Genomic DNA, 21,136 nt, shown 5'->3' with positions numbered 1-21,136 from the left:
CTCACTCTTTTTAAAAATTTTCTCAGACTAATCCCTACTCCGCAATCACGCAAAAAATTAACTACTATGTTCCACTAAAACGGATGGGAGTTTTTTTTGCTGCGCCCATTAAACCTACTCGAGCATCTTGGCTCTTAAAAATTTTTTCTAAGCCAGCAATTTCAAGTTCAAGCCCCTTTTCTAGCTGCCCAAATTGAGCTTGAGAAATCAATTCGTCGGCTGCTTTTATCGCCAAAGGAGCTTTTTTAGTTACTTTTTCTAAAGCTTTGCGAGCACGTTCACTGATAGCGGTTGTCTCTGAACTGTGTCCCCCAGGTACACTGAAAGCCTGACGCAAATCTTTGAACACATCCTGCGAAGGTATCTCTTTAGCTTTATAATTATTGAGAATTGAATATACCATCGCCTTAGCATCGTTTAAGAGATCTTCGGCGTTGCTGCATTCATCAATCAATCCGATTACTTTTGCTTCAGTTCCTGAAAGCAAAGTTCCAGTCAGCACCAAAAAACGCGCCAGCTCAGGACCTATTCTCAGCGGAGTTCTTTGCGTACCACCTAGCCCGGGATAGATTCCTATCCCGGTTTCGGGAAAACCAAGCCTGGCATCAATGGTTGCAATGATTTTATCGCAACAAAGTGCGAGTTCCAGACCGCCCCCTAGCGCAAGCCCACTGATGGCGGCTACCACTGGCTTTGATGAGCGATCGATCTGTAAAAACAATTCTTGTGTTGATGCAGCAAACGAAACAATTTGTTCTACCTGCCCTTCTGCAATTTTTTCATTGAAAAAATTTAAATCTGCCCCCGCCATAAATGCGCGTTTATTTCCCGTAATAATAATTCCTTTAACATGAGACTCTTGCTCTAAGTCGCTGAATACTTTTGCCAGCTCATCCTTAAGTTTTTCATCAAGAGCATTCATTGAATCTGGACGGTTTAATTTTATCAATGCGATATCTTTTTCGTGAATGACTTCAATATTATTTGATTTAAAAGCTATATTATCCTCCAAATGTTGACTGAGTATACTTGGTACCTTAACACCGTGGACTGCATCTGAATAATGGCATAAAAAATTTTTAATTTTATCTTGGTTTTGATTGATAAGCTCGAATGGACCTTTAGGCCACAGCAAACCCACACGTGCCCCTAAATCTACTTCAAAAGTTCCCCCGATATTTTCTTCAAATACCAATTGACACGCTATTACTGAAACCACGCTTAATAAACGTTTGGCCACATACTCAGCTTGTTTTTGATCCACTTCACCCAAAAGAGGCCATGGTTCAGACTTTTCAATTTGTTTAGCTATAAGTTGACAGGGCACATAGAATTCTCCCAGACTCTGGGCCATGGCATTGGCTGCATGCATAGTGATGGGAATTCCCGTCACATTCATCAACTGAAAAGGCCCCATCGGAATTTGAAAAAACTCTCGAGCTCCATGCTCGATAGTCGCACTATTGGCCTTATTTTCTGCAAGAATTTTTACAGCTTCATTGAGCCATGGCACAAAAAAGCGATTCACAATAAAACCAGGAGAGTCTTTGGATTTGATGATTATCTTTTTAATTGATTCTTGTATAAAACAAGCTCGGTTCGTCACATCTATATCAGTCGTATTTGTGGGAATTACTTCGACCAAACGATTTTTTGCAGGATGAAAAAAATAATGAAGCCCTAAAAAACGCTCTGGGTATTTCAAAGTGCTTTGTAATTCGCTCACTGAAAAACTCGATGTATTGGTTGCAACGATTGCTTGAGGGCTGACTATTTGTTCGATATCTTGAAACAAAGATTTTTTGGCATTCAAGTCTTCAAAAATCGCTTCGATTACCAGTGAACTTTTAGCAATGCGGGCAAGATCATTGCTAAAGTCTAAATTTGCTTTAATTAAATTTACATCATCCTGTCGAAATATCTTTCTTTCTACTGCCTGCTCAAGCGTCGCATTGATACTGCTTTGAGCTCTTTTTAGCCCTATTTCATTTCGTTCAACCACACTAACAAAATAACCATTTGAAGCATATTTCTGAGCAATGCCTGCTCCCATTGTGCCGGCACCTATAACAGCAATATGATTGTCGTCGTTTTTCAAGCTATGCATGCTCATCCCCTAATAAAATAAAGCGCTTTGAAAACATTAACCCGAAACAAAATTATTTTGGAAGACTCAGCGGTTAACCAAAATTTCCGAATTCTTTTTTTGAGTAATGCTTGCAACTTTTATTGTTTCCATCATAGCTAATGAACTCTTCATATGGTTTTTAAATTCGACAAGATAAGCTCCTGAAAGAGGCGGCAGATTAGATAATTTTTTTCTAAAATGAGCGAGCTTGACAAATTTCTTTCTTTTTCCCTGCATCTGATAAATACCAAGATGCAAATGAGGTCCCGTGCATAAAATTCCGCTTTCACCAATTGTTCCGATCTTTTGTCCTCGTTTCACTCTACTTCCAATTGAAAGCGTTGAAAGCAAGGTATCTGCATGAAAATACTCGGAATAGAGACCATATTTGTGGCGAATACGAATCATATTACCCACCATTTTATCAAAACGCTTTTCAACCACTTCCCCATCAGCAATGGAAAAAAAATCTGTTCCCACTGTGCCGCGATAATCTATGCCATTATGCCGAATTCTTTTTTTTCTCACTGGATGCATGCGCCAGTTTTGCTCCGATGTAGCGACCGTTTCATAAACCGGGGCGAGAGAAAATTCTTTCTCTAGTGATGTACCTGTCTCATCATAGAAACCATCGATCATCCCATCTTTCGAGCGAAAATGTGTAGCAAATAGAGTTCGGTGTGACTGTTTATAAAAGACTGACTGAATTTTTCCGTACCCTATAAAATTACCTTCAGCATATTTTTTATTTAGCAGAATCTCGATATGATCCTTGCTCAGCACTTCATTGGGTAGCCGCATACGCCAGGCAAAAACATTCATCAAACCTTGCATGAGTTCATTGCCAAAAGGAAGTGACATAAAACTACTAAAAAGCGTGCCATGCACTTTAATCTGAACGAGCTCTGTTTCCTCTCTTACCTCGGCTTGATCTACACTTACCTGAAACTGAGGGTCTTCGACTTCAAAATTATTTCGTTTTGCTACATAGTTAATGGGAATTCTATTGGAATCTACCTTTTTGAGAATAAATTCTTTGATCAAAGCTTGATCTTGCTGGTTACGAATAATTTCAAATTTGTATAGATCTCCTGGCGCAAGATCTCTTGCACTAATAAAAGGTTTTAAGGCCATATTGAGAGAATGGATTTCTTGACCACCGATCTCTTGCTGCGAAAGAATAGAGTGAAGCGTCTGACCTTCTACAATAGATAAAAATTTTTTATTTTTATCCTCATACAAAAGAGGCTTCGTATTCTCTAAGATCTCCTTGGGAGCATAGGAAATACCACTCCGCAAGTAATCTCTTTCATCGCACATAGGATCTTCTAATGCAAACTGCTCATATTTATTAGAAGTGGAATTTGAAGCAGCCCTGAGTAAATAAAATCCACTTAAAAAAAATAAAAGAGCAAGAAGCATGCTTCCGTATAATTTTGACATATAATTCCTATGAATTAGTTTTTACACGCTATCCATGCTTTAGCCGGAAGCTTAGAACGTGCTTGATACAGTAAAAATGGAACGGGCCATCCTACTAAATGTAAAACTTCAATAGCACAAAAAACAAAAAAATTGCGCTGATATAATTCTCGATGCGGAACAAAAAAATTATGTGCGCAATATGAAAAAGGAAATGAAATTATTACATCAAGATCTATTGTACGCGGAGCATTGCTATAGCTTCGAATTCTGCCAAGTTTCTGTTCTATCTGTCGAAGCTCCCAAAAAAGAGCATAGGGTTCAAGATCACTACTCAATGCAATTGCTGAGTTAAAACATAATCGGTTGATGGACATTTGTTGCGATTGATTGCAGTACTTATTGCTCATATTGTGAACGGTAATTTTTGAAGTACAACTAATCTCGCTGAGGGCCTTTTCTAAGTAATCTGCACTGATGGATGAGCCTGCTGAAATAATAAAACGCATTGTCGCTATCAAACTCCATGGAGACTATGCAAAGCAAGTCCTGCTTGCTCTCGAGCTATTTCATCAACCCGCTCATTCAATTCATTGCCCGCATGACCTCGTACCCATTTCCATGTCACACGATGTTTTTGAGCAGCTTCAAATAATTCCTTCCATAAATCAGCATTGACGACTTCTTTTTTTTGAGAATTTTTAAACCCAGAACGTCGCCAATTATGAATCCACTCAGTCATCCCTTTCACAACGTACTGACTATCACTGTAAATTTCCACATGGCATTTCTTTTTAAGCGCCAAAAGCCCGCTTAGAGCTGCTTTTAATTCCATTCGATTATTTGTCGTCGAAATTTCATAACCACAGACAACGCGCTCTTGTTGAGTATTATCGAGCATGAGAAGAGCAGCAAAACCACCTGGTCCTGGGTTTCCTAAGCATGCTCCATCACAATATATAGTGACTTTTGGTGTTATCACTTTGATTTATCCCACCTGCAAATGACTTAAAAATAGAGTCGCAATCACCATATAAATTAATATCCCGCTAATATCATTGAGAGTAGTAACAAAAGGTCCAGATGCAATGGCAGGATCAATATCAAGCCTTTTTAACACACTCGGCGCTATAACTCCCAAGGCTGCCGCCGTCATCATGCCTCCCGTCATAGAAATCAACACGACCAAACCCAAATAATAATTATATTCAGTAAGAAAAATAAAACCTACGAGACCAGCAAAGAAACCATAGATCAGTCCCATCAAAAGTCCCACACGAACTTCTTTAAAAATAAAACTAGGTACATTGGATAAATCATATTTACCAGTAGCAAAACCACGAATCAATAAAGCTGCAGATTGTGTGCCGACATTTCCCCCCATCGCTGTAATAACAGGAACAAATGAAAAAATAACAACAGCTCTTTCCAAGGTTGTCTCGAAAAAATGCAATAACAAGCCACTCAGTAAAGAGCAACACAGAGCAACACCAAGCCATGGTAGACGCAAACGTACAGTCGCAAAAACAGCACTAGGATATACTAATTCTTCAGAACTAGTACCTGCCATATGCAAGGCATCTTCCTCCGCTTCTTCAGATAAAACATCGACAACATCGTCGATAACAATTCTTCCCAACACTCTACCGCTATCATCAACTACCGGAACAGTGATCAAATCATATTTTCTAAAGATTGCAGCAACCTCTTCCTGGTCTAATAAAGGTTTAACAAACACAACATCAGTATCCATAACATCTGCTACTTTGGTAGTTTCTTTACTAAGAAGCAAATCAACTAAGGCAAGAGTTCCTAGGAGTCGGTCATGATGATCAACAACCAAGACGGATAGAACTTCAACATCCTCCTCAACCAGTTGGCGAACTTTTTTTATAGCATCTGAAATCTGAGCATCCTCACGCACAAGAGCAAGCTCAAGCTGCATGATACCGCCAGCTGAATCCTCGGGATAACGCAATAATTCCTGAACTTGAATTCGTTCTTTTAAAGAAAGCAGCCGTAACGCTTCTATACGCTCTGCTATTGGCAGTTCTGCAACTAAATCTGCAGCATCATCTGTTTCTAATCCTCTTAACAGATCAGCTATTTCTGCATTGCTTAGAAGGGGGAGCAAAGTTGTACGCTCATCGCGATCAAAACCAAAAACAACTGCAGCTTTTAATTCCTGCTCATCGATCAGTTTTAATAATCGAGGCCATTCATTAATATCAACTTCACGAAAAAATTCGATAATGTCTGCACTGTGAACCAAGGACGTAATATAATTTTTTACTTCTTCGTCATTCTGAGAAAGAAGCACTTGTAATTCTTCTTTGGTAAATGCCGGGTGTTGAAAATTCATACTCACCTCACATACAGCTCTTAACATAAAGATTGAAAGATTTTTGTTTGTTTTTCCCACGTTATTTAATTTGGACTCATTCAAATAATCTTGCTATTCTCAATCGATTCAAATTAAATAGCGCAAAACCCATTCCAATCTTTACGCTAGTGCCGTAACAAATACGGAACTGCGTTTACAGTTCCGTTCTTTATCAGCAATTAGATTGTTTACTTTAAAGTAAATGTTTATCCTTGATTAATTGCTTGACAGCATCAACGTTTCTGCTCGCAAGTTTCCAGCCGTTAACATAGAAGGAAGGTGTGCCTCGCACTTCCGCTTTGGTTCTACCGATTTGCACGTCAGCTTCAATCATTTTATCGTAGTCAGCGCCTTTGCTACTATAGTCTTTCCAAAATTGAGCAACATTCAACTTTCCAGTACTTCCATCATTCTTTTTGCAAACTGTTTCTTCAGCCCATTTTTTGAAATTTTCTTCGCTTAAAGCTTTTTGTCCACCATAAAGTTTCTTAGTCAAAGCCCAGAAGCAATCGCCTCCTTGCTCTCCGGCAGCCAAGGCAGCCTTAGAAGCTGGGCGAGCCATTTGGTGGAATGGCAATGGAAAATGCTTAAACACAACCTTTACTTTACCCTTTAGATCTTTATCAGCTATGATGCCCTCTACGAGATCTTCGTGGGCTTGACTGCAGAAAGGACATTGATAGTCGCTGAATACTGATACTGTAACCGGAGCTTTAGGGTCTCCGTAAACGTAGCTTTTACCAACTGGAATATCATAAGCTGCCGTCTGCTCTTTAACTTCAGGACGTCGAGGTGGAGCTTGTGCAACAATTTTTTTCTCTAATATTTCAATCCGTTTTTCTAGCTGAGCAATTTTATCAAGGAGCTGTTGCCTATCTTTTTGGCACCCCGTAAGAAAAAGCATCGTCAAAGCACTTATATAGACTATTTTTTTCATTTTTTGACACTCCACCGTTTTGGTTTGAAGAAGACTACCTCTTAAACTGCCGGCCATAAAATAACTCAAGCAGAAAATCGGGCGCGTTTTTTCATTAGTAAATGAACAATGCAACCAAGGAAATTATTAGCAAACACCCGTGACATATGCAACTTACCAAGAAAGAAAAGACATTGTAAAAGTGCAGTAGGATCAAACTTCATAAAAAAACAATGAATGAAGGACGTTATGGGAAAATTTATTGTTATTGGTGGAATCAACCATGACACTTTGGGTTTTATTCAAAATAACTCACCTGTTCTTTATTCTTCTAATCCTTGTATCACTCAAACCAGTTATGGTGGCGTCGCCTACAACATAGCTCGTCAACTTTCTCAAAGAAATCATCACGTAAGATTTGTTTCTCTAATCGGTGACGATGAAAAAGGTAGAAATGCACTTAACGATGCTCAACTTTACAATATAAACCCATCCTCAATTATAAAAATTAAATCAGCACCCACTTCATCATATTTTTCATTCTTAAAAAAAAACCGCGAAATGCTTATATCATTCTCGGATATGTCTATCATGTCTTTTCTTACCCCATCACTTCTAGAACCAATTCTCCATAATACCACCCACAACGATGCACTAATAATAGACGCTAATACCCCCAAGGAAACCTGTGAATATCTATATAAATGGTCAAAAAACAGAGCATGTTTTTTTGCTGGAGTGGCAGTAAGTGCCTGCAAAATGAAAAATTTTTTAGCGATAATAAACAAGTTTGATTGTTTGATAATGAATCGCCACGAGGCATTCACCCTCGCAGGCAACTCAAAAAACTTAGAAGAAGTGCTCAAAAATTTGGCCCTCCCCCACGTGGCTATTACCGATGGCGCAAAAGGAGTAAGCATTATCAGCAAAGGAAAAAAAATATTTTATCCGGCTCCTTTGTGCCCAAATATTATTGATACCAATGGGGCTGGTGATGCATTTTCCGCAGGTTTTATCTGTGCTCTCATAAACAATCTCCCCGTTGACCAAGCTGTTTCTCTAGCATTTAACTGGGCCACGGCAACACTTCAACATTGGGGTGCTCACCCCTGAGTGGAGATAAATATGATCAATACTCCCTACACCATTATTCATGATGAAATTATCGATGCCTTAAATCACAAAAAACCTCTTGTTGCCTTAGAATCGAGTGTTTTTTGTCAGGGCCTACCAGAGCACCAATGTGACGATGCACAAACAAGCATAGAGCAGACCATCAGAGATGCGGGCGCTATACCAGCTACCATTTGTTTATTCGAAGGAAAAATACATGTTGGCTGCTCCCACAACATACGAAAAAAACTTTTGGAACTACGCCATCATAACAAAATATTTAAAATTGCTGAGCGCGATATAGCACACGCTTTGGCGAGTGGCCGCAGCGGTGGCACAACCGTATCAGCCACAAGTTTTATAGCATACAAGGTAGGTATAAAAATTTTTGCAACGGGCGGTATTGGCGGTGTTCACAGAGGAGACGGGCTCGATATTTCTTCTGATTTAAAAAGTCTGTCTCAATATCCCATTATGGTCTTTTGTGCTGGGATAAAAAGCATACTCGATGTTCCTAAAACTTTAGAACTTTTAGAAACAGCAAGCGTTCCTGTATTTTCCTATCGCAGTGATTATTTCCCTAACTTTTATTGTGATAAAAGTTTTAACCTTAGCCCTCGAAGAATAGATTCGCTTGAAGAATTAATAAATGTATTTGTGTGCCGTTCAAAGCTTTCTCAAAAAGAAGCGATTCTACTTGGCAATCCTTTTGTCTCAAAAAATGCCATAGATACCCAGCACTTTGAAATAATTCTACAAACAGCTTTGGAGCAAGCTCAAAAAGAAAATATTTCTTTTCAAAATACTACCCCATATTTATTAGAGTACATGGCTAAACATCACAATGAAGACACTGTTAAGGCAAATATAGAGCTCATAAAAAATAATGCCCAATTGGCAGCACAATCAGCGATTTTACTATCTAATATATTAGCTTAAAAATAATCCCTTAGATCCAGCATTAATATTTCTTGCACTAATAAACACTTTTCACTACATCTCCCCACAAACTTTCTTGCATTTAATTTGTTGTCCCAACGGGGTAAATGGAATGGTTAATATGAATGATAGTAAAAGGGGCAATGGGAACATCGAAAAGATATTTGATGAAATAATAGAGTTTTTACGACAACTTGGCTGGCCCAGCGAAGCCGTTTCCAAGAAATTAATTCGCACTTTTTTTAAAGGCGACTTCGGAATTAATCAAGTTATTATTCACATCAACACCTCAGACATTTGCATGGTAATCGATCCTGTTGTGGATCGCTATGATGCTTCATGGGGTGAAGCAGTCACGAGTCTCATTGCGGCTATGAGCGAAGAAATTCAGCATATTGGCGTTGGTTTAGATGATGATGGTGATCTCTTTGTCAAGGTTAATTTACCTCATGAATACGTAAACCTTGAGCGTTTTCATTGTTTATTGCTGAGCTTATGTCAGGTGGCAGAAAACATGCTGCTTCCTGTTTTACAGGCCAACGCTTTTGACCGTCTCAAGGCTGCTTAACATTTTCCTGATGAACGTTTGAGCCGATCTTTGATCGCTCTCCAATTGTCATCATCAAGAGAAGGTACAAAAATAAACACTTTTTCTAGTGGAGCGTCTTCGCATCGATAGAGTGCTCCATAGAGTTGTTGCGCAAAAATATTATGATCATCGCTAAGGGGCAGGGAAATTCCTTTTCCAAAGCGCTGACCATACTTCTGTATGAAATCTTCAAAATCAGACTGGCGAGCCAACAATGAGGCATTTGTATTCCAAGCTTCTATAAAATCTGTTTGATTCACTAACACAACTTCTTTGACCGATGGCGCATAATGCAAAAACGATTGCCCAGGACATTGAGGTGTTTGATATTTTTTATTTTCAAATTCCACAGGCTCTTTTAAAAGCGCACTTAAAAACGAAGCATCAAAATATCCCGGCCTTAAAATCTCCACCACTTCTTGATCAATACGCACCACACTCGATTCAATACCCACCTCACAAGCCCCACCATCTAAAACTGCATCAATACGCCCATCTAATGTTTTGAGAACATGCAAAGCTTGAGTTGGACTTGGTCTACTTGATAGATTAGCGCTTGGCATTACTAATGGAAATGAAAGTTCACGCAAAATAGCAAGCGTACACAACGATTGAGGTATACGTACGGCAACTTGCTCGAGTCCAGCTGTTGCCTCATCAGGAATATGCTTTGCTTTGGCCGCAATGATCGTCAGGGGACCAGGCCATAAGGAGCTTAGAGTTTTAAGACGATGAGCAACCTTATCGTTGCGGATATCAAAAAGTTTTTGAGCACTAGCATAATCATGCACATGAAGGATCAACGGATTTTGAGCCGGACGATTTTTTGCTAGAAAAACTTTTTTAATCGCCAAAGGATTCAGGGCATGAGCAGCCAGCCCATAAACCGTTTCCGTTGGCAGCGCTACCAAGGCATTGCCTCTTAAAAGCTCGGCTGCGCGTTTGACATCATCGGGTATTTGAGCATTTAGTTGAATTGTATTGATAGGGGCCCAGTCATTCATTTCTCCCTTCTATAGTAGAGATTAGCTGAGTCAATCCGCTCATAAATTGCTTAGAAAAATAAGGCAGATACAATGAATAACAATGTAGTAGGAATGATACTTGCTGCGGGTTTTGGAAGCAGACTGCAAAAACTTAGCCAGCTGCGCCCTAAACCGCTCATGGAACTTTTTGGTAAAGCGATTTTATTTCATCAGATAAAAATGCTTGAACAGGCTGGCATAAAAGATATTTTTATCAACTTACACTATCACCATAAACAGCTTATTGCTGCCGTGCACTCATGGTCACTTAAATCTCATATTCATTTTTCCTTTGAAAAGGATATTTTAGGGACAGCTGGTGGTATTCGACAAGTCATAAAATTATTTCAGCTCAATAATCAAGCGATGATCGTATTACACGGCGATATGATATGCGACTTCGATCTTAAAGAAATAATTTCTCCACATGCATTTTGTAATTTACTGATAGCACAAAACAAACAGACAGATGGATATCGAGGTGCGGTGAGTATTGATGATAATTGTCGCATCAGTGAGCTAGGGGCCTATTATACTTCGAGTTTAGCGAAGAAAAAAAGTGGCTTTTTTACTGGTATTCACTATATATCCGCTCAAGCACTGCAGTTATTGAAAAATGAACGATTCAGCTGCCTGGTAAGCGAAGTCTATCCATCGTGGCTCAAATCAGGAAAAATAATTTTAGGTGATGTAAGAAAAATTAATTATGAAGATCTTGGAACACCTCTAAGACTTTTAAAGGCCAACCTCGACCTATGCTCAAGCTCTTCACTCTTTGCGAAGCATAGTTTGCAGCATCATTTAAAAAAAATACCAGGCAAAAATATTTTTTGTGGTTCTGATGTGCAAATAGATCCAACAGCACAATTAATTGAACCACTTATTATTGCCGATAGGGCAAAAGTAAAAGCTCATGCTATTATTGGCCCCAATGCAATTGTGGGTGAGAATTCTTACGTGGGAACTCATAGCACAATTAAAAATAGCCTCATTATGTCAGATACAATTATAGAAAAAGATGAAGAGCTTGATTGTACCATTGCCCTCTTAAAGGCTAGGGTTTTAGTAGATGATAAACTTGAGTAGATGGGGGACATCTTGATGAAACTATTTTTTATCTTATTAATTTTTTCTTTGCTGCCAGGTTGCAGCTCTTCCTGTCAAAAAAGCGCTAAAAAAGAACTCGTACCCGATGATGCAGCAGCAACGGTAAATGGAAAAAGTGTAAACCTTTCTGAACTTGATACTTTGCATAAACGAGCAATCGAAAAATTTGCTCAGACAGGACGAGCAGTAAGCGAAGATCTCAGCAGAAAAATGCGTGGCAGTATTCTACGAAAAATGATCGATGATGAAATTATCAACCAAAAAGCCCAAGAACTTGGCATTACACTCGACCGTTTTGAACGTGTCTCAGCCTTAGAAAGATATAAAGGCCGCATGGGCGGTCCAAGAGCTTATGAACTCTTTTTAGAACAACAGAATCTAACAGAAGACCAAGTGCACGACATTGTTAACAACGAACTTTTGCGAGAAAAAATAGCCAAAAAAAATGGTGATATTAAGGTAAGTGATGAAGAAATTGAAAAACATTACAAGAGCAATCAAAAACTCTACATGCAACCGGAAATGGTTCATGCTCGTCACATACTCATTAAAGTGAATCCAAAAGATCCGCAATCCAAACAAGATCTTGCCTTACAAAAAGCCCAAAATATCTATGAAGAAGCCTCAAGCGAAAAATACCCATTCGAAAATCTGGTGCAAAAATATAGCGATGGACCTACGGCTAAAAACAATGGAGATTTAGGATTTTTTCCTCGAGGAAGAATGGTGAAGGCATTTGAAAATGCTGCTTTTGGCGCCAAAGAAAAAAGTATTATTGGCCCTGTTAAAACCGAATACGGATATCATATCATCTATGTGGAAGAAAAAAGACCTGCGCAAACTGCTTCGCTGGAGGAAGTTCGCCCTCGCATAGTAGAGTATTTAACCAGAGCAAAACAAGCTCGTCAAACTGAAGCCTTATTAACTGATTTAAGAAAAGAAGCGCATATCACCATTAGTGATGCATCCTTAGGCACTGAGGAATACTTAGATCCTTCCCACAAAGCAGTAGCAAGCAAGCAACAAGAAGCTAAAGATAAATAATTATTATTTTTTGATAGCTAAGCTCGACTTTGGCCGAAATTGAAACGAATCGGTAGCTTCAAAAGAACAGAAGATTGGAATAAGCTGATCTACCCTCAAGAGCTGCCGAGAAATGAAAAGAGCACATCATAAAAGATTTCATGAACAATTTTGCCGAATGCCTTAGTTCTCCTAGTCTGAGTCGGCTGAGTGAACTTCTTGCTGCAAGAATTATCACCATCGAAAAAACTACAGTCACGAACTTATCAAGGGTATTCGGCTTCGATCCCTACAACAGTCCCTGGCATCACCTATTTCAAAACAGCCCAGGCACCGTGCGGCTGTTGAATAATAGCAATGAGAATGACAACCTTATTCTTCAAGCACTTTGCCAGGCCGCATAACGTGGATGATAAAAAATCAAATCATCAAATTTCGGCCAAAGTCGAGCTTACTTCTTATAAAATTGGACTGTCCTTTTATGAAACTAGAAGGACAGTCCATTTTAATTGCTAGTGTTATAAAGGTTTAACGTTGAATATTAGACTTAAGTTCGAATTCTTTACCTTTGAAAAGCTTTGAATCACCGGTTATATTTTCAAGACCTTCCAGCTTTAGCATTGTCAATAAGCTTTTATCAATCGTTATTATTAAATCAGCATATTTTTTGTAATTTTCAGCTGTTCTATCTGCATCCAAGTATAGACGAACTTTGAGAGTTCCGGGACTATTAGTTTTTCTCTTATAAGCTTCTTTTAAAGGTTCTGGATTATTGATCCAATTGATGTTCTTAGATGAAATGTACTTGGCTGTTGCTACTTTATATAATGATAGCTTATTATCTTTGTTAATAATTAACACATACCCAGAGTCAACTTTGCCTAGAGTGATTTTCATAGGGGTACTATTAAACCAACTATTACTTGCATAAGTGTACTCTTTTGAGTTTGTAAATATATTTACAAGATCATATTCCGCCTCTATTGACATTGCTTCAATGGTATCTTTTTTACTGATTTCTAATATTTTTTTTCCAATATTTTCTGGGTTGTTACTTGGAACTTTGTTGTTCAATTGTTCTAAGCAGTTTTTGATGTTTTCTTTAAATATTAGAGGATTCGTCATTATTGTATCATCAAACAGCTCGCTGGAATAATTTTTTAATATTTCAGCGTATGCTGGAATATCTTTTAGCTCAGCATTATTACTGCGATGTTCTTTGGTGGACGCGTTGTACCATTTTAAGAGGTAACCATACCAGTATTTATACTGCAAATCTAACTGCTGAATTAATTGTTTAACTGTATATTGGGCGTCAACAATTGTCTCTTTTTGAGGTTGATGATTATCATAAGTCTTTTTCCTCTCTTCATATTTATTAGTAATAGTTTCTAATTGATTATTTATAGTTTTGATTAAATCTGCTAATCCTGTAACATTTGTATTTTCAGAAAATGATTTAGTTTTTTCTAAGGAATCAAGTAAGCTTTCAAAGATAGTCAATAGGTCATCGTTGAGAGATACTTGATTAGATATTCTTTCGTTAGAGCTTGCTTTAAGCTTTTCTTGTAGTTCATTAAACCGTGCTTCAGTGTCTTTGGTAAGTTTTTCTTCTACACTATTAAGTGTATTTTTAGCTTTGTTTAGTTTGTCTTGTACTTTAGTATAATTTTCTTTAGCTTGATTGAAATTATTTTCTGATGTTAATTTTAATTTTTCAATTTGCTCTTTGAGTTCAGTAAGCTCCTTCTGATTTTCATTAGCTAAGTTTATTTTTTTAAAAAAGTCTCTGATATCTTTAATATTTATTGCTGAAGCTATTAAGCTCAATGCTGCTTGCTTTATAAGTTTGTCTGATGATTCAAGTAATAATTCCACTTTTGAAAAAGATCTTTGGTTTATTATGGTTTTGTTAAGAGTGAGAATATTTTTTTTCTGATCACTCTGAGCGAATAAACCTGGTAAAGTATCAAAATTTGAATACAGATTTTTTATTAAATCCCGAACTTTTTTTTCTCTGTCCTGTTGCAGCTCTGGTTTTTCATTGAAGATTTTTTCAAATGTAGTCATTGTATCAACTAAGGCTTTGGTTAATAATGCAGCATGATTTTCTTCAGATTTATTATTTTCTCTTTTTTTGAATAGCCAGTTTTTTATGTCTTTGAATTGCTTCCTTAATGTTTCAGTATCGGGTGAATCAGTCTTTAATTGTTCAATCATTTCATTTGTGCGTTGATTGATTACTGTGATGATATTTCGAATGACGTCATAAAGAGCTGCCCGTAGCTGTATGTTTTGTGCAAACTCATCAGCATATAGCAAATTATCGTGAACCCATTGCAGATTTAATGCACTGAGCTTTGATAAAGGATCTTTCGCAAATTCTTCTTGATTTAAGTTCAAAGACCTACTGGATGCCAGATAATTGAGAAAAGCATTGCTTGCATTAAATTTAAACAGTAATTTCCAGTGATTGATTTTTTCTATGGATTCATTCTGTTTTATTTGCTCTATTGCTTCTTTTAGCATGTTTGATTCTGAGGTATTGACAATAAAAGCATTACTTTGGCCTTCTACAATATTAAGAGTTATAATTATTGAATATTGACTATGCACTTCTAAAGGAAATGCTTTTACATTATTATAATCGATATTTTTGTTTGGCATGAAAGATACTTGCTCAAACAAGCGTTCTACTTCATCTTCTCTGTCGAGCTTCCAAAACGATTCTTTATACACCCATCCTTTATCTTTTGAAGTGTAAAGTGCAGCGTCAGGTGATTTTGATTTTAATAATATTTTATCATTAAATAAATTTTGTATAGATACGACATTATTTGTATTTTTATTTAGTGTTGGTTTTTTACTAATTGTGAAATTGTTATTTCCAGCAAGCCAATTGAAAAATCCTAATGCATTAACGTTTGAATGCATAATTAATACAAAAAAAACAATATGGCAAATTCCATAGTTTTTAATTTTAATATACTTCATAATTCCTTCTTAAATTTCAGTCATTTATTTATATTATTAATATCTACAAACCAACAATCTATATTAGTATCCTACAAAATAACACTGACTTGTGCTTCTAAATAAGTTCACATTGATGATTTCCGATTTATGTCATTCTTATTCAAACTTCTATAAAACTTACACACTACTTTAAAATTGAACACTCTTCTAAAACGGGATGATTATTCGTCTTCTGACAAACAATCTCACCAATGATATTATCGGTAGTTATGCTGACCAAGCTTATAATCGGGCATTTAGCACCAATGCTACGCCGGCCTTTAAAGTTGAGAGAAATTTGTTTTGTTATTGTAAAATTACTTCAATTATTAGCAGGCCATCAGTTTATATCCAAGTTCTTGGGCTCGCCTCTCCAAGGATAGCAATTGTTTCGCTTTATACGCCTGTTCGTAGGCGAGTTGGCCAGCTTCGTTAAAACTCTTGCGCTCCCTCAGCATCGTATACAGGATCTTGGCAAGCTTGTGGGCAGTTGCTGTAATTGCTTTTGGAGCACCAAGTCTTGCCCGCATTCGACGGAAATAGGCGCCAAGGGCCGTTTTAGAGCGGTAGAGAGAATTGGCTGCCAGGCGCAGGGCTTGTGATGCTCGATTGGCAGTTGGCTTGCTCCTACTGCTCAAAACCTTTCCACCGGAGATTTTATTGCCAGGGCAAAGGCCAAGCCAGGAAGCAAAGTGTTTCGAGCTTGGCCATTTTGACATATCGGTACCGGTTTCAGCCAGGATTTTTATAATGCTATTGGCTTCCAAACCAGGAATATCTGTGAGATTGACGTGAAGAATCTTTTCCAAAGTGATATCCGCTTCAAAGTGATAGGGGCTGGGATTGGATTTTGTTTTCCTCCGCGCTGTTCGCCGGTTTGTTGGAGATTCCTCCATCGAACTTGGAATCTCAGCTAGGGCTTCTTTTGCTCGTTCAGAAACTTGCCATTTCTTCAGCATTTGCTCTACAGCATCTTCACATTCTAAAGCCTGCTGGTGGAAAAAATCATAAGCCTCAAGTGCGTGTTTCAAGGCTAGTAGATGCTCTTGCCGATAGTTGCCATCGAGAGCTTTGGCTATTTCCTTTTCTTCTTTTTTGCATCGGCAATCTCGATATTTGGCCAAGGCTACTGGATTTCGCTCGCCAGAGACTATCGCCCGAATGATGCTCATCCCTGTAACACCGGTAATGTCTGTTACCACGTGGTTGAGTTGAAGATTCATTTGCACCAGAGCTTTATGCATCAATTGTACTTGCTGCGATGCCAACTCAAATAAACGGCTTCTCTGTCTTACATACCCACGGAATATCACCCCTTCGTCATCAGGGCGAAACGAACCTCGCAGTAACCCATAGGCGTGTAACTGTTGAATCCATTGGCAATCCTTCACGTCTGTTTTTCTACCTGGCACCGTTTTGAGGTAGTATGCATTTACTAGCATGACGTCTATGCCAGCTTGGGCCAAAATATCATAAACCGGGATCCAGTACACACCTGTGGACTCCATCGCTACGCTCTGGATACCATTTTGTTGGATCCACCTCAGCATATTTTTGAGATCTTCTGTGAAAGTCAGATATTCGCGTATCTCTTGGTGACCGTCGGCAAAACCAATACAAATAAATACAGACCTAGAGCCAATGTCTATGCCAGCAACACATGGATTCATGGGTGTTAGCCTAAAAGCAGATGAGGGTTGAGATTTTGGATATTTCTTGTTACTTCTCTTTGTCATGAAAAAAACCTCTTGCATGATCGGTTGTTGTTAAGTCGTTCATACAAGGGGTTATTACTTTTATGCAGGCCCCTCCGGGCTATGCTAGGTCAACACTTATTTTTAGACATTGCCAAGGATGCAGGCCTGGTGGGGAGCTTATAAGCAGGATAAAGGCCATTTCCCTTTAGCCGATGTACAAGCTCCCTAGAAAATTGCTACTGGGGTGTCTGGTCGTGTTCAGAAAATGTTGAAATCATAGAGCGAGGCCAAATTCATGCGTATTGATGAATAAGCCAAGAACAATATCATGCATTCGTTCAGATTTTGAAAAGCAAATAGTTTTCCGCGTCAGGCGTTTGATTCTTGTGCGCAGAATAAGGTGTTTTCTTTCTATTCTTTGAGTGTTCTCCTTGCCTATAGATAGCTGCTCTTCACTGATGTAGCGCTCATATCCGCCCCAGCCGTCGGTGAAAAATGTCCTACGCCGAAAAGTTCGAGCAAGGCTTTAAGTTTCAGAAAGACGCTATCTTGATGTTGACCAATGACATATGCCAAGACCTCACCGCTTTCATGAGCAATGGCGTGCCAAGACCAGCGCTGATTTTGTTTGTTAGCGACGAAACTCCGATTTCACAACTTCTTCTACTTTGACCAAATCCACAGTGCGTGATGGATCACTTTCGCGCTCAAGCATAGCTATATATTTATGGACTGAAGGCTAGCTTTTTTTACATTCTGCCGATTGCCAACGATAACCTTGCTTTTCGTTGTGGGTGTAACCAAACGTAACTATCGTTTCAGTATCTCCACACGCAGGGCAGCGCACCGGTATTAGGACAGCCATTATTTCCTCAACAGATTGTGGGTTCAATTTGTTGTCGAGGTCACGTAAAAATTTTGGCTCAACATTTTCTTGGTACTACCTAGCACTTTTCCCTTTGATAAAACCTATCACTGAAGAAACTACGTGCTTTGGCGGTATTTTTAGGCACATATGCACGTGATCCCTTGGCATGTGCCCTTCTATTACACGACACTCTTTCTGATGGGCTAGTTCATGAAACACAGGTCCTAAAAAACTACAGATCTCTCCATAAAGAATTTTTCGTCTGAATTTGGGAACGAAAACTATATGATACTTACAATCCCATCTCGAATGAGATAGGCTTTGATACAACTCGGACATGAGTAACTCCTATTGGTTTCGCCACCGTGGAGTTACTCTACTCTTTTGTCGTCCAAGGCTCTGCTGGTCTCACTGGTCAAACCAGTGGATTACCCTAGATTTTCATTTAAAAAATACGAATACGTCGATTCATACTCTAATTCCAAGCCCCCTTTTAGAAGACAAAACTTTATATTCAATTCGATTTGATTGTTTTCTTTCCACAGGTTAAATATGTCTGCAAAACATAAAGATGGCGCCGAAGTCAGTGAACAGCTTATTTTTGACACCCAAATTTTGCATAAACTGAGCGGTCCTGAACATGAAACTCTCAGAACTATAGCCAAAGTTTTTCATATTCGCATTGGTGCCAGGGGCGATGTTGTCACCCTCATTGGCCCTAAAAAAAATATCAAAAAAGCAAGTCAGCTTCTTAAACATCTCGCCAAACTTATCGAAGAAGGACGAGCTCTTTCTATCGGCGATGTTCGCAATGCAGGAATGCGTATGATGGGTGAGATAAAAGCAAAGCCCGATGATTTTATTGCAGAAAATTTATATCGAGATACCAATGCCCGCGAAGTTAATCCCAGAGGTCCAGGGCAGCGATCTTATGTAGAAACTATGAAAACTAAGGATCTTGTTTTTGCTGTTGGACCTGCTGGTACAGGAAAAACTTATCTTGCTATGACCCTGGCCGTGATGGAGCTCAAGGCTGAAAGAATCAAGCGCATCATTCTTACTCGTCCTGCTGTAGAGGCGGGTGAAAAACTCGGTTTTTTGCCAGGAAACTTAGAAGAAAAGGTCTCTCCCTACCTAAGACCGCTCTATGATGCTCTCTTTGATCTTGTGGGTACCGAAAAGGCTGAAGAATTGGTTGCGCACGGTGTTATTGAGGTTGCTCCCCTTGCCTTCATGCGCGGCCGAACACTCAATGATGCATTTGTTATCCTTGATGAAGCTCAAAATACAACTCCAGAGCAAATGAAGATGGCGCTCACTCGCCTTGGTTTTGGCTCTAAAATGGTTATTACAGGAGATATCACTCAGATCGATCTTGCTGTAGGCCAGCGATCCGGGCTTATTGAAGCAATTAGTATATTAGAAAATGTTTCTCAAATTGGCATTTGTAAACTTACTGAAAAAGATGTAGTGAGACACCCCTTGGTGCAATTAATCGTAAAAGCCTATGACAAAAAAGATAAAATAAGGACTTAAATTGTGAAAATCGATATTATTGGCATTGAAGAGATCAACAAAAAAAATCGTAAAACAGTTCAAGAGATTGTAGCAAAGGTACTGAATGCTGCAGGTCTGGAAAATCATGAGCTCAATGTCTGTTTTGTTGATGAATCATCAATGATGGAACTGCATCATCAATTTAAGAAAAAGAAAAAAGTCACAGATGTTCTTTCTTTTCCTCTCCCTGCTGAAGAAGCTTCATTTGCTCATACTCAAAATATCTTGGGTGATGTTGTCATTTGTGTTCAACAGGCACAACTTCAAGCTGAACAATTTGGACATACCCTTGAAGAGGAAGTCGCTGTCTTATGTGCGCATGGACTCTTTCATTTGCTTGGCCTTGATCATGAAGTTTCAGAGGAAGAAGCAGACATACAAATGCAAGGAGAGATGTATTTGCTTGAGGTGGCAGGCCTCAGACCAGAACTTAGTTTGATCGGACGTACTTAAAATGATTTATTTAGCAATTCTTGAATATGCCATTTTGGCTTCTACTTTTACTATTGCTAAGGTCGCCGTTGGCTATGCCGATCCACTCTTTCTGATCGGCGTGCGCATGCTTTGTTCTTCTCCTTTAATGTTTCTTGTTCACAAGTTTAGTAAAGCAAACGATTTTACGATTAAAAAAGAGCACTGGAAATTATTTATCGGCGTAAGTTTGTTTCATATTTTTCTTCCTTTCATAGGAGAATTTTGGGCACTGCAATATATATCATCGGCCAAAACGGCTATAACTTATTCTCTAACACCATTTATTGCCGCTATTCTAAGTTTTTTTATTCTGAAGAAAAAAACCAGTTTCATGCAAACCATCGGACTGCTAATAGGTTTGTTTGGTCTATTGCCAATTTTTCTTTCAGGCGATGAAGTACATCTTGCAGCGGGGGAATTCTTAACTATTTCGCTGCCAGAATTAGTTTTGCTGTTATCTGTTATTTCGGCGAGTTATGCCTGGTTTTTAGTTTCAAATCTCATGAATCAAGGCTATGGCATTTCCTTTATCAACGGAGTTGCCATGCTGATAGGGGGAGTTTTGAGCTTGATTACATGGTACATGATATCCCAAGGCACCTCACCCATTCGCGGCGATTTTAACCAATTCCTTTTGTGGACCTCTTTGCTCATTGTTGTCGCTAATGTCATCAGTTATAATTTTTATGGCTGGCTCCTAAAACATATTTCTATTACTTTGATGAGTGCGGTAGGATTTTTATGTCCTGTCTTTGCTTCGCTCTATGGGCTTTTTTTACTTAATGAAAAGTTAGAGCTCAGTCATTTAATAGCGCTGGTGATGGTTGCAGTTGGTATTTGGTTGTTTTATCGGGGTGAACGCAAAGCCAAAAGCTAATCA

Annotated in this window: 21 protein-coding genes; 9 read left to right on the top strand and 12 right to left on the bottom strand. The window is 38.6% G+C overall.

Annotated features, from left to right (window positions below):
- Positions 1-64: 64 nt before the first annotated feature.
- The 6 genes from H6731_08570 to H6731_08545 all read right to left on the bottom strand — a co-directional run bounded on the left by H6731_08570 (position 65) and on the right by H6731_08545 (position 6,870).
- On the bottom strand, positions 65-2,107 hold the full coding sequence (locus H6731_08570; protein USN50307.1) for a 3-hydroxyacyl-CoA dehydrogenase/enoyl-CoA hydratase family protein: 2,043 nt from the start codon (positions 2,105-2,107) through the stop codon (positions 65-67).
- 66 nt (positions 2,108-2,173) lie between these two features.
- The gene (locus tag H6731_08565) at positions 2,174-3,571 is read right to left on the bottom strand and encodes a M23 family metallopeptidase (GenBank protein ID USN50306.1); all 1,398 of its coding nucleotides are present in this window, start codon (positions 3,569-3,571) and stop codon (positions 2,174-2,176) included.
- Between the two features lie 14 nt (positions 3,572-3,585).
- Positions 3,586-4,059 carry a 2-amino-4-hydroxy-6-hydroxymethyldihydropteridine diphosphokinase gene (gene folK, locus H6731_08560; protein USN50305.1) on the bottom strand — a complete coding sequence of 158 codons (474 nt, stop codon included), beginning with the start codon at positions 4,057-4,059 and terminating at the stop codon, positions 3,586-3,588.
- A gap of 8 nt (positions 4,060-4,067) precedes the next feature.
- A complete protein-coding gene (gene rnhA / locus H6731_08555; GenBank protein USN51971.1) occupies positions 4,068-4,529 on the bottom strand; it encodes a ribonuclease HI in 462 nt (153 codons plus the stop codon).
- A 9-nt stretch (positions 4,530-4,538) separates the two neighbouring features.
- A complete protein-coding gene (gene mgtE, locus H6731_08550; GenBank protein ID USN50304.1) occupies positions 4,539-5,912 on the bottom strand; it encodes a magnesium transporter in 1,374 nt (457 codons plus the stop codon).
- A gap of 214 nt (positions 5,913-6,126) precedes the next feature.
- Positions 6,127-6,870, bottom strand: a complete 744-nt coding sequence (locus tag H6731_08545) for a thioredoxin domain-containing protein (protein ID USN50303.1) — start codon at positions 6,868-6,870, stop codon at positions 6,127-6,129.
- A gap of 228 nt (positions 6,871-7,098) precedes the next feature.
- On the opposite strand from H6731_08545, the gene H6731_08540 reads away from it, so the two are divergent.
- From H6731_08540 to H6731_08530, 3 genes are all read left to right on the top strand, one after another.
- A complete protein-coding gene (locus H6731_08540; protein ID USN50302.1) occupies positions 7,099-7,962 on the top strand; it encodes a hypothetical protein in 864 nt (287 codons plus the stop codon).
- A gap of 12 nt (positions 7,963-7,974) precedes the next feature.
- Entirely contained in the window at positions 7,975-8,901 is a 927-nt protein-coding gene (locus H6731_08535; GenBank protein ID USN50301.1) for a pseudouridine-5'-phosphate glycosidase, read from the top strand.
- A gap of 121 nt (positions 8,902-9,022) precedes the next feature.
- Complete coding sequence (locus H6731_08530; protein USN50300.1) at positions 9,023-9,469, top strand: hypothetical protein; 447 nt, start codon at positions 9,023-9,025, stop codon at positions 9,467-9,469.
- Here the strand turns inward: H6731_08530 and H6731_08525 are convergent.
- A complete protein-coding gene (locus H6731_08525) occupies positions 9,466-10,494 on the bottom strand; it encodes a threonylcarbamoyl-AMP synthase (protein USN50299.1) in 1,029 nt (342 codons plus the stop codon). The two genes, H6731_08530 and H6731_08525, sit on opposite strands and share 4 nt — an antisense overlap.
- Before the next feature lie 72 nt (positions 10,495-10,566).
- Between H6731_08525 and H6731_08520 the strand changes: the two genes are divergently transcribed.
- From H6731_08520 to H6731_08510, 3 genes are all read left to right on the top strand, one after another.
- A complete protein-coding gene (locus tag H6731_08520; protein USN50298.1) occupies positions 10,567-11,601 on the top strand; it encodes an NDP-sugar synthase in 1,035 nt (344 codons plus the stop codon).
- Positions 11,602-11,616: 15 nt separating this feature from the next.
- Positions 11,617-12,666, top strand: coding sequence for a peptidylprolyl isomerase (locus tag H6731_08515; GenBank protein USN50297.1), 1,050 nt, complete (start codon positions 11,617-11,619; stop codon positions 12,664-12,666).
- Between the two features lie 140 nt (positions 12,667-12,806).
- A complete protein-coding gene (locus H6731_08510; protein ID USN50296.1) occupies positions 12,807-13,049 on the top strand; it encodes a hypothetical protein in 243 nt (80 codons plus the stop codon).
- A 124-nt stretch (positions 13,050-13,173) separates the two neighbouring features.
- On the opposite strand, the gene H6731_08505 is transcribed toward H6731_08510, so the two are convergent.
- The 5 genes from H6731_08505 to tnpA all read right to left on the bottom strand — a co-directional run bounded on the left by H6731_08505 (position 13,174) and on the right by tnpA (position 18,564).
- The gene (locus H6731_08505) at positions 13,174-15,639 is read right to left on the bottom strand and encodes a hypothetical protein (protein USN50295.1); all 2,466 of its coding nucleotides are present in this window, start codon (positions 15,637-15,639) and stop codon (positions 13,174-13,176) included.
- Between the two features lie 350 nt (positions 15,640-15,989).
- The gene (locus H6731_08500) at positions 15,990-17,396 is read right to left on the bottom strand and encodes an IS110 family transposase (GenBank protein ID USN50294.1); all 1,407 of its coding nucleotides are present in this window, start codon (positions 17,394-17,396) and stop codon (positions 15,990-15,992) included.
- Positions 17,397-17,631: 235 nt separating this feature from the next.
- A complete protein-coding gene (locus H6731_08495; GenBank protein USN51970.1) occupies positions 17,632-17,817 on the bottom strand; it encodes a hypothetical protein in 186 nt (61 codons plus the stop codon).
- Positions 17,793-17,957 (bottom strand): hypothetical protein, encoded by a 165-nt coding sequence (locus H6731_08490; GenBank protein USN51969.1) that lies wholly within the window; start codon positions 17,955-17,957, stop codon positions 17,793-17,795. Before H6731_08490 ends, H6731_08495 begins: the two co-directional genes overlap by 25 nt.
- A gap of 340 nt (positions 17,958-18,297) precedes the next feature.
- Entirely contained in the window at positions 18,298-18,564 is a 267-nt protein-coding gene (tnpA, locus tag H6731_08485; protein ID USN50293.1) for an IS200/IS605 family transposase, read from the bottom strand.
- 213 nt (positions 18,565-18,777) lie between these two features.
- Here tnpA and H6731_08480 point away from each other — a divergent pair, with 213 nt between their 5' ends.
- From H6731_08480 to H6731_08470, 3 genes are read left to right on the top strand one after another with little or no spacing between them, the layout of a single operon-like run.
- On the top strand, positions 18,778-19,761 hold the full coding sequence (locus H6731_08480) for a PhoH family protein (GenBank protein ID USN50292.1): 984 nt from the start codon (positions 18,778-18,780) through the stop codon (positions 19,759-19,761).
- Between the two features lie 3 nt (positions 19,762-19,764).
- Complete coding sequence (ybeY, locus tag H6731_08475; GenBank protein USN50291.1) at positions 19,765-20,235, top strand: rRNA maturation RNase YbeY; 471 nt, start codon at positions 19,765-19,767, stop codon at positions 20,233-20,235.
- 1 nt (position 20,236) lies between these two features.
- Complete coding sequence (locus tag H6731_08470) at positions 20,237-21,133, top strand: DMT family transporter (protein ID USN50290.1); 897 nt, start codon at positions 20,237-20,239, stop codon at positions 21,131-21,133.
- The last annotated feature ends 3 nt before the right edge of the window (positions 21,134-21,136 follow it).

The sequence above is a fragment of the Myxococcales bacterium genome (assembly GCA_023898405.1).
Classification (GTDB): domain Bacteria; phylum Myxococcota; class UBA727; order UBA727; family JABDBI01.
The sequence above is the reverse complement of the archived record's forward strand: the minus strand, read 5'-3'. Positions and strand labels throughout refer to the sequence as shown.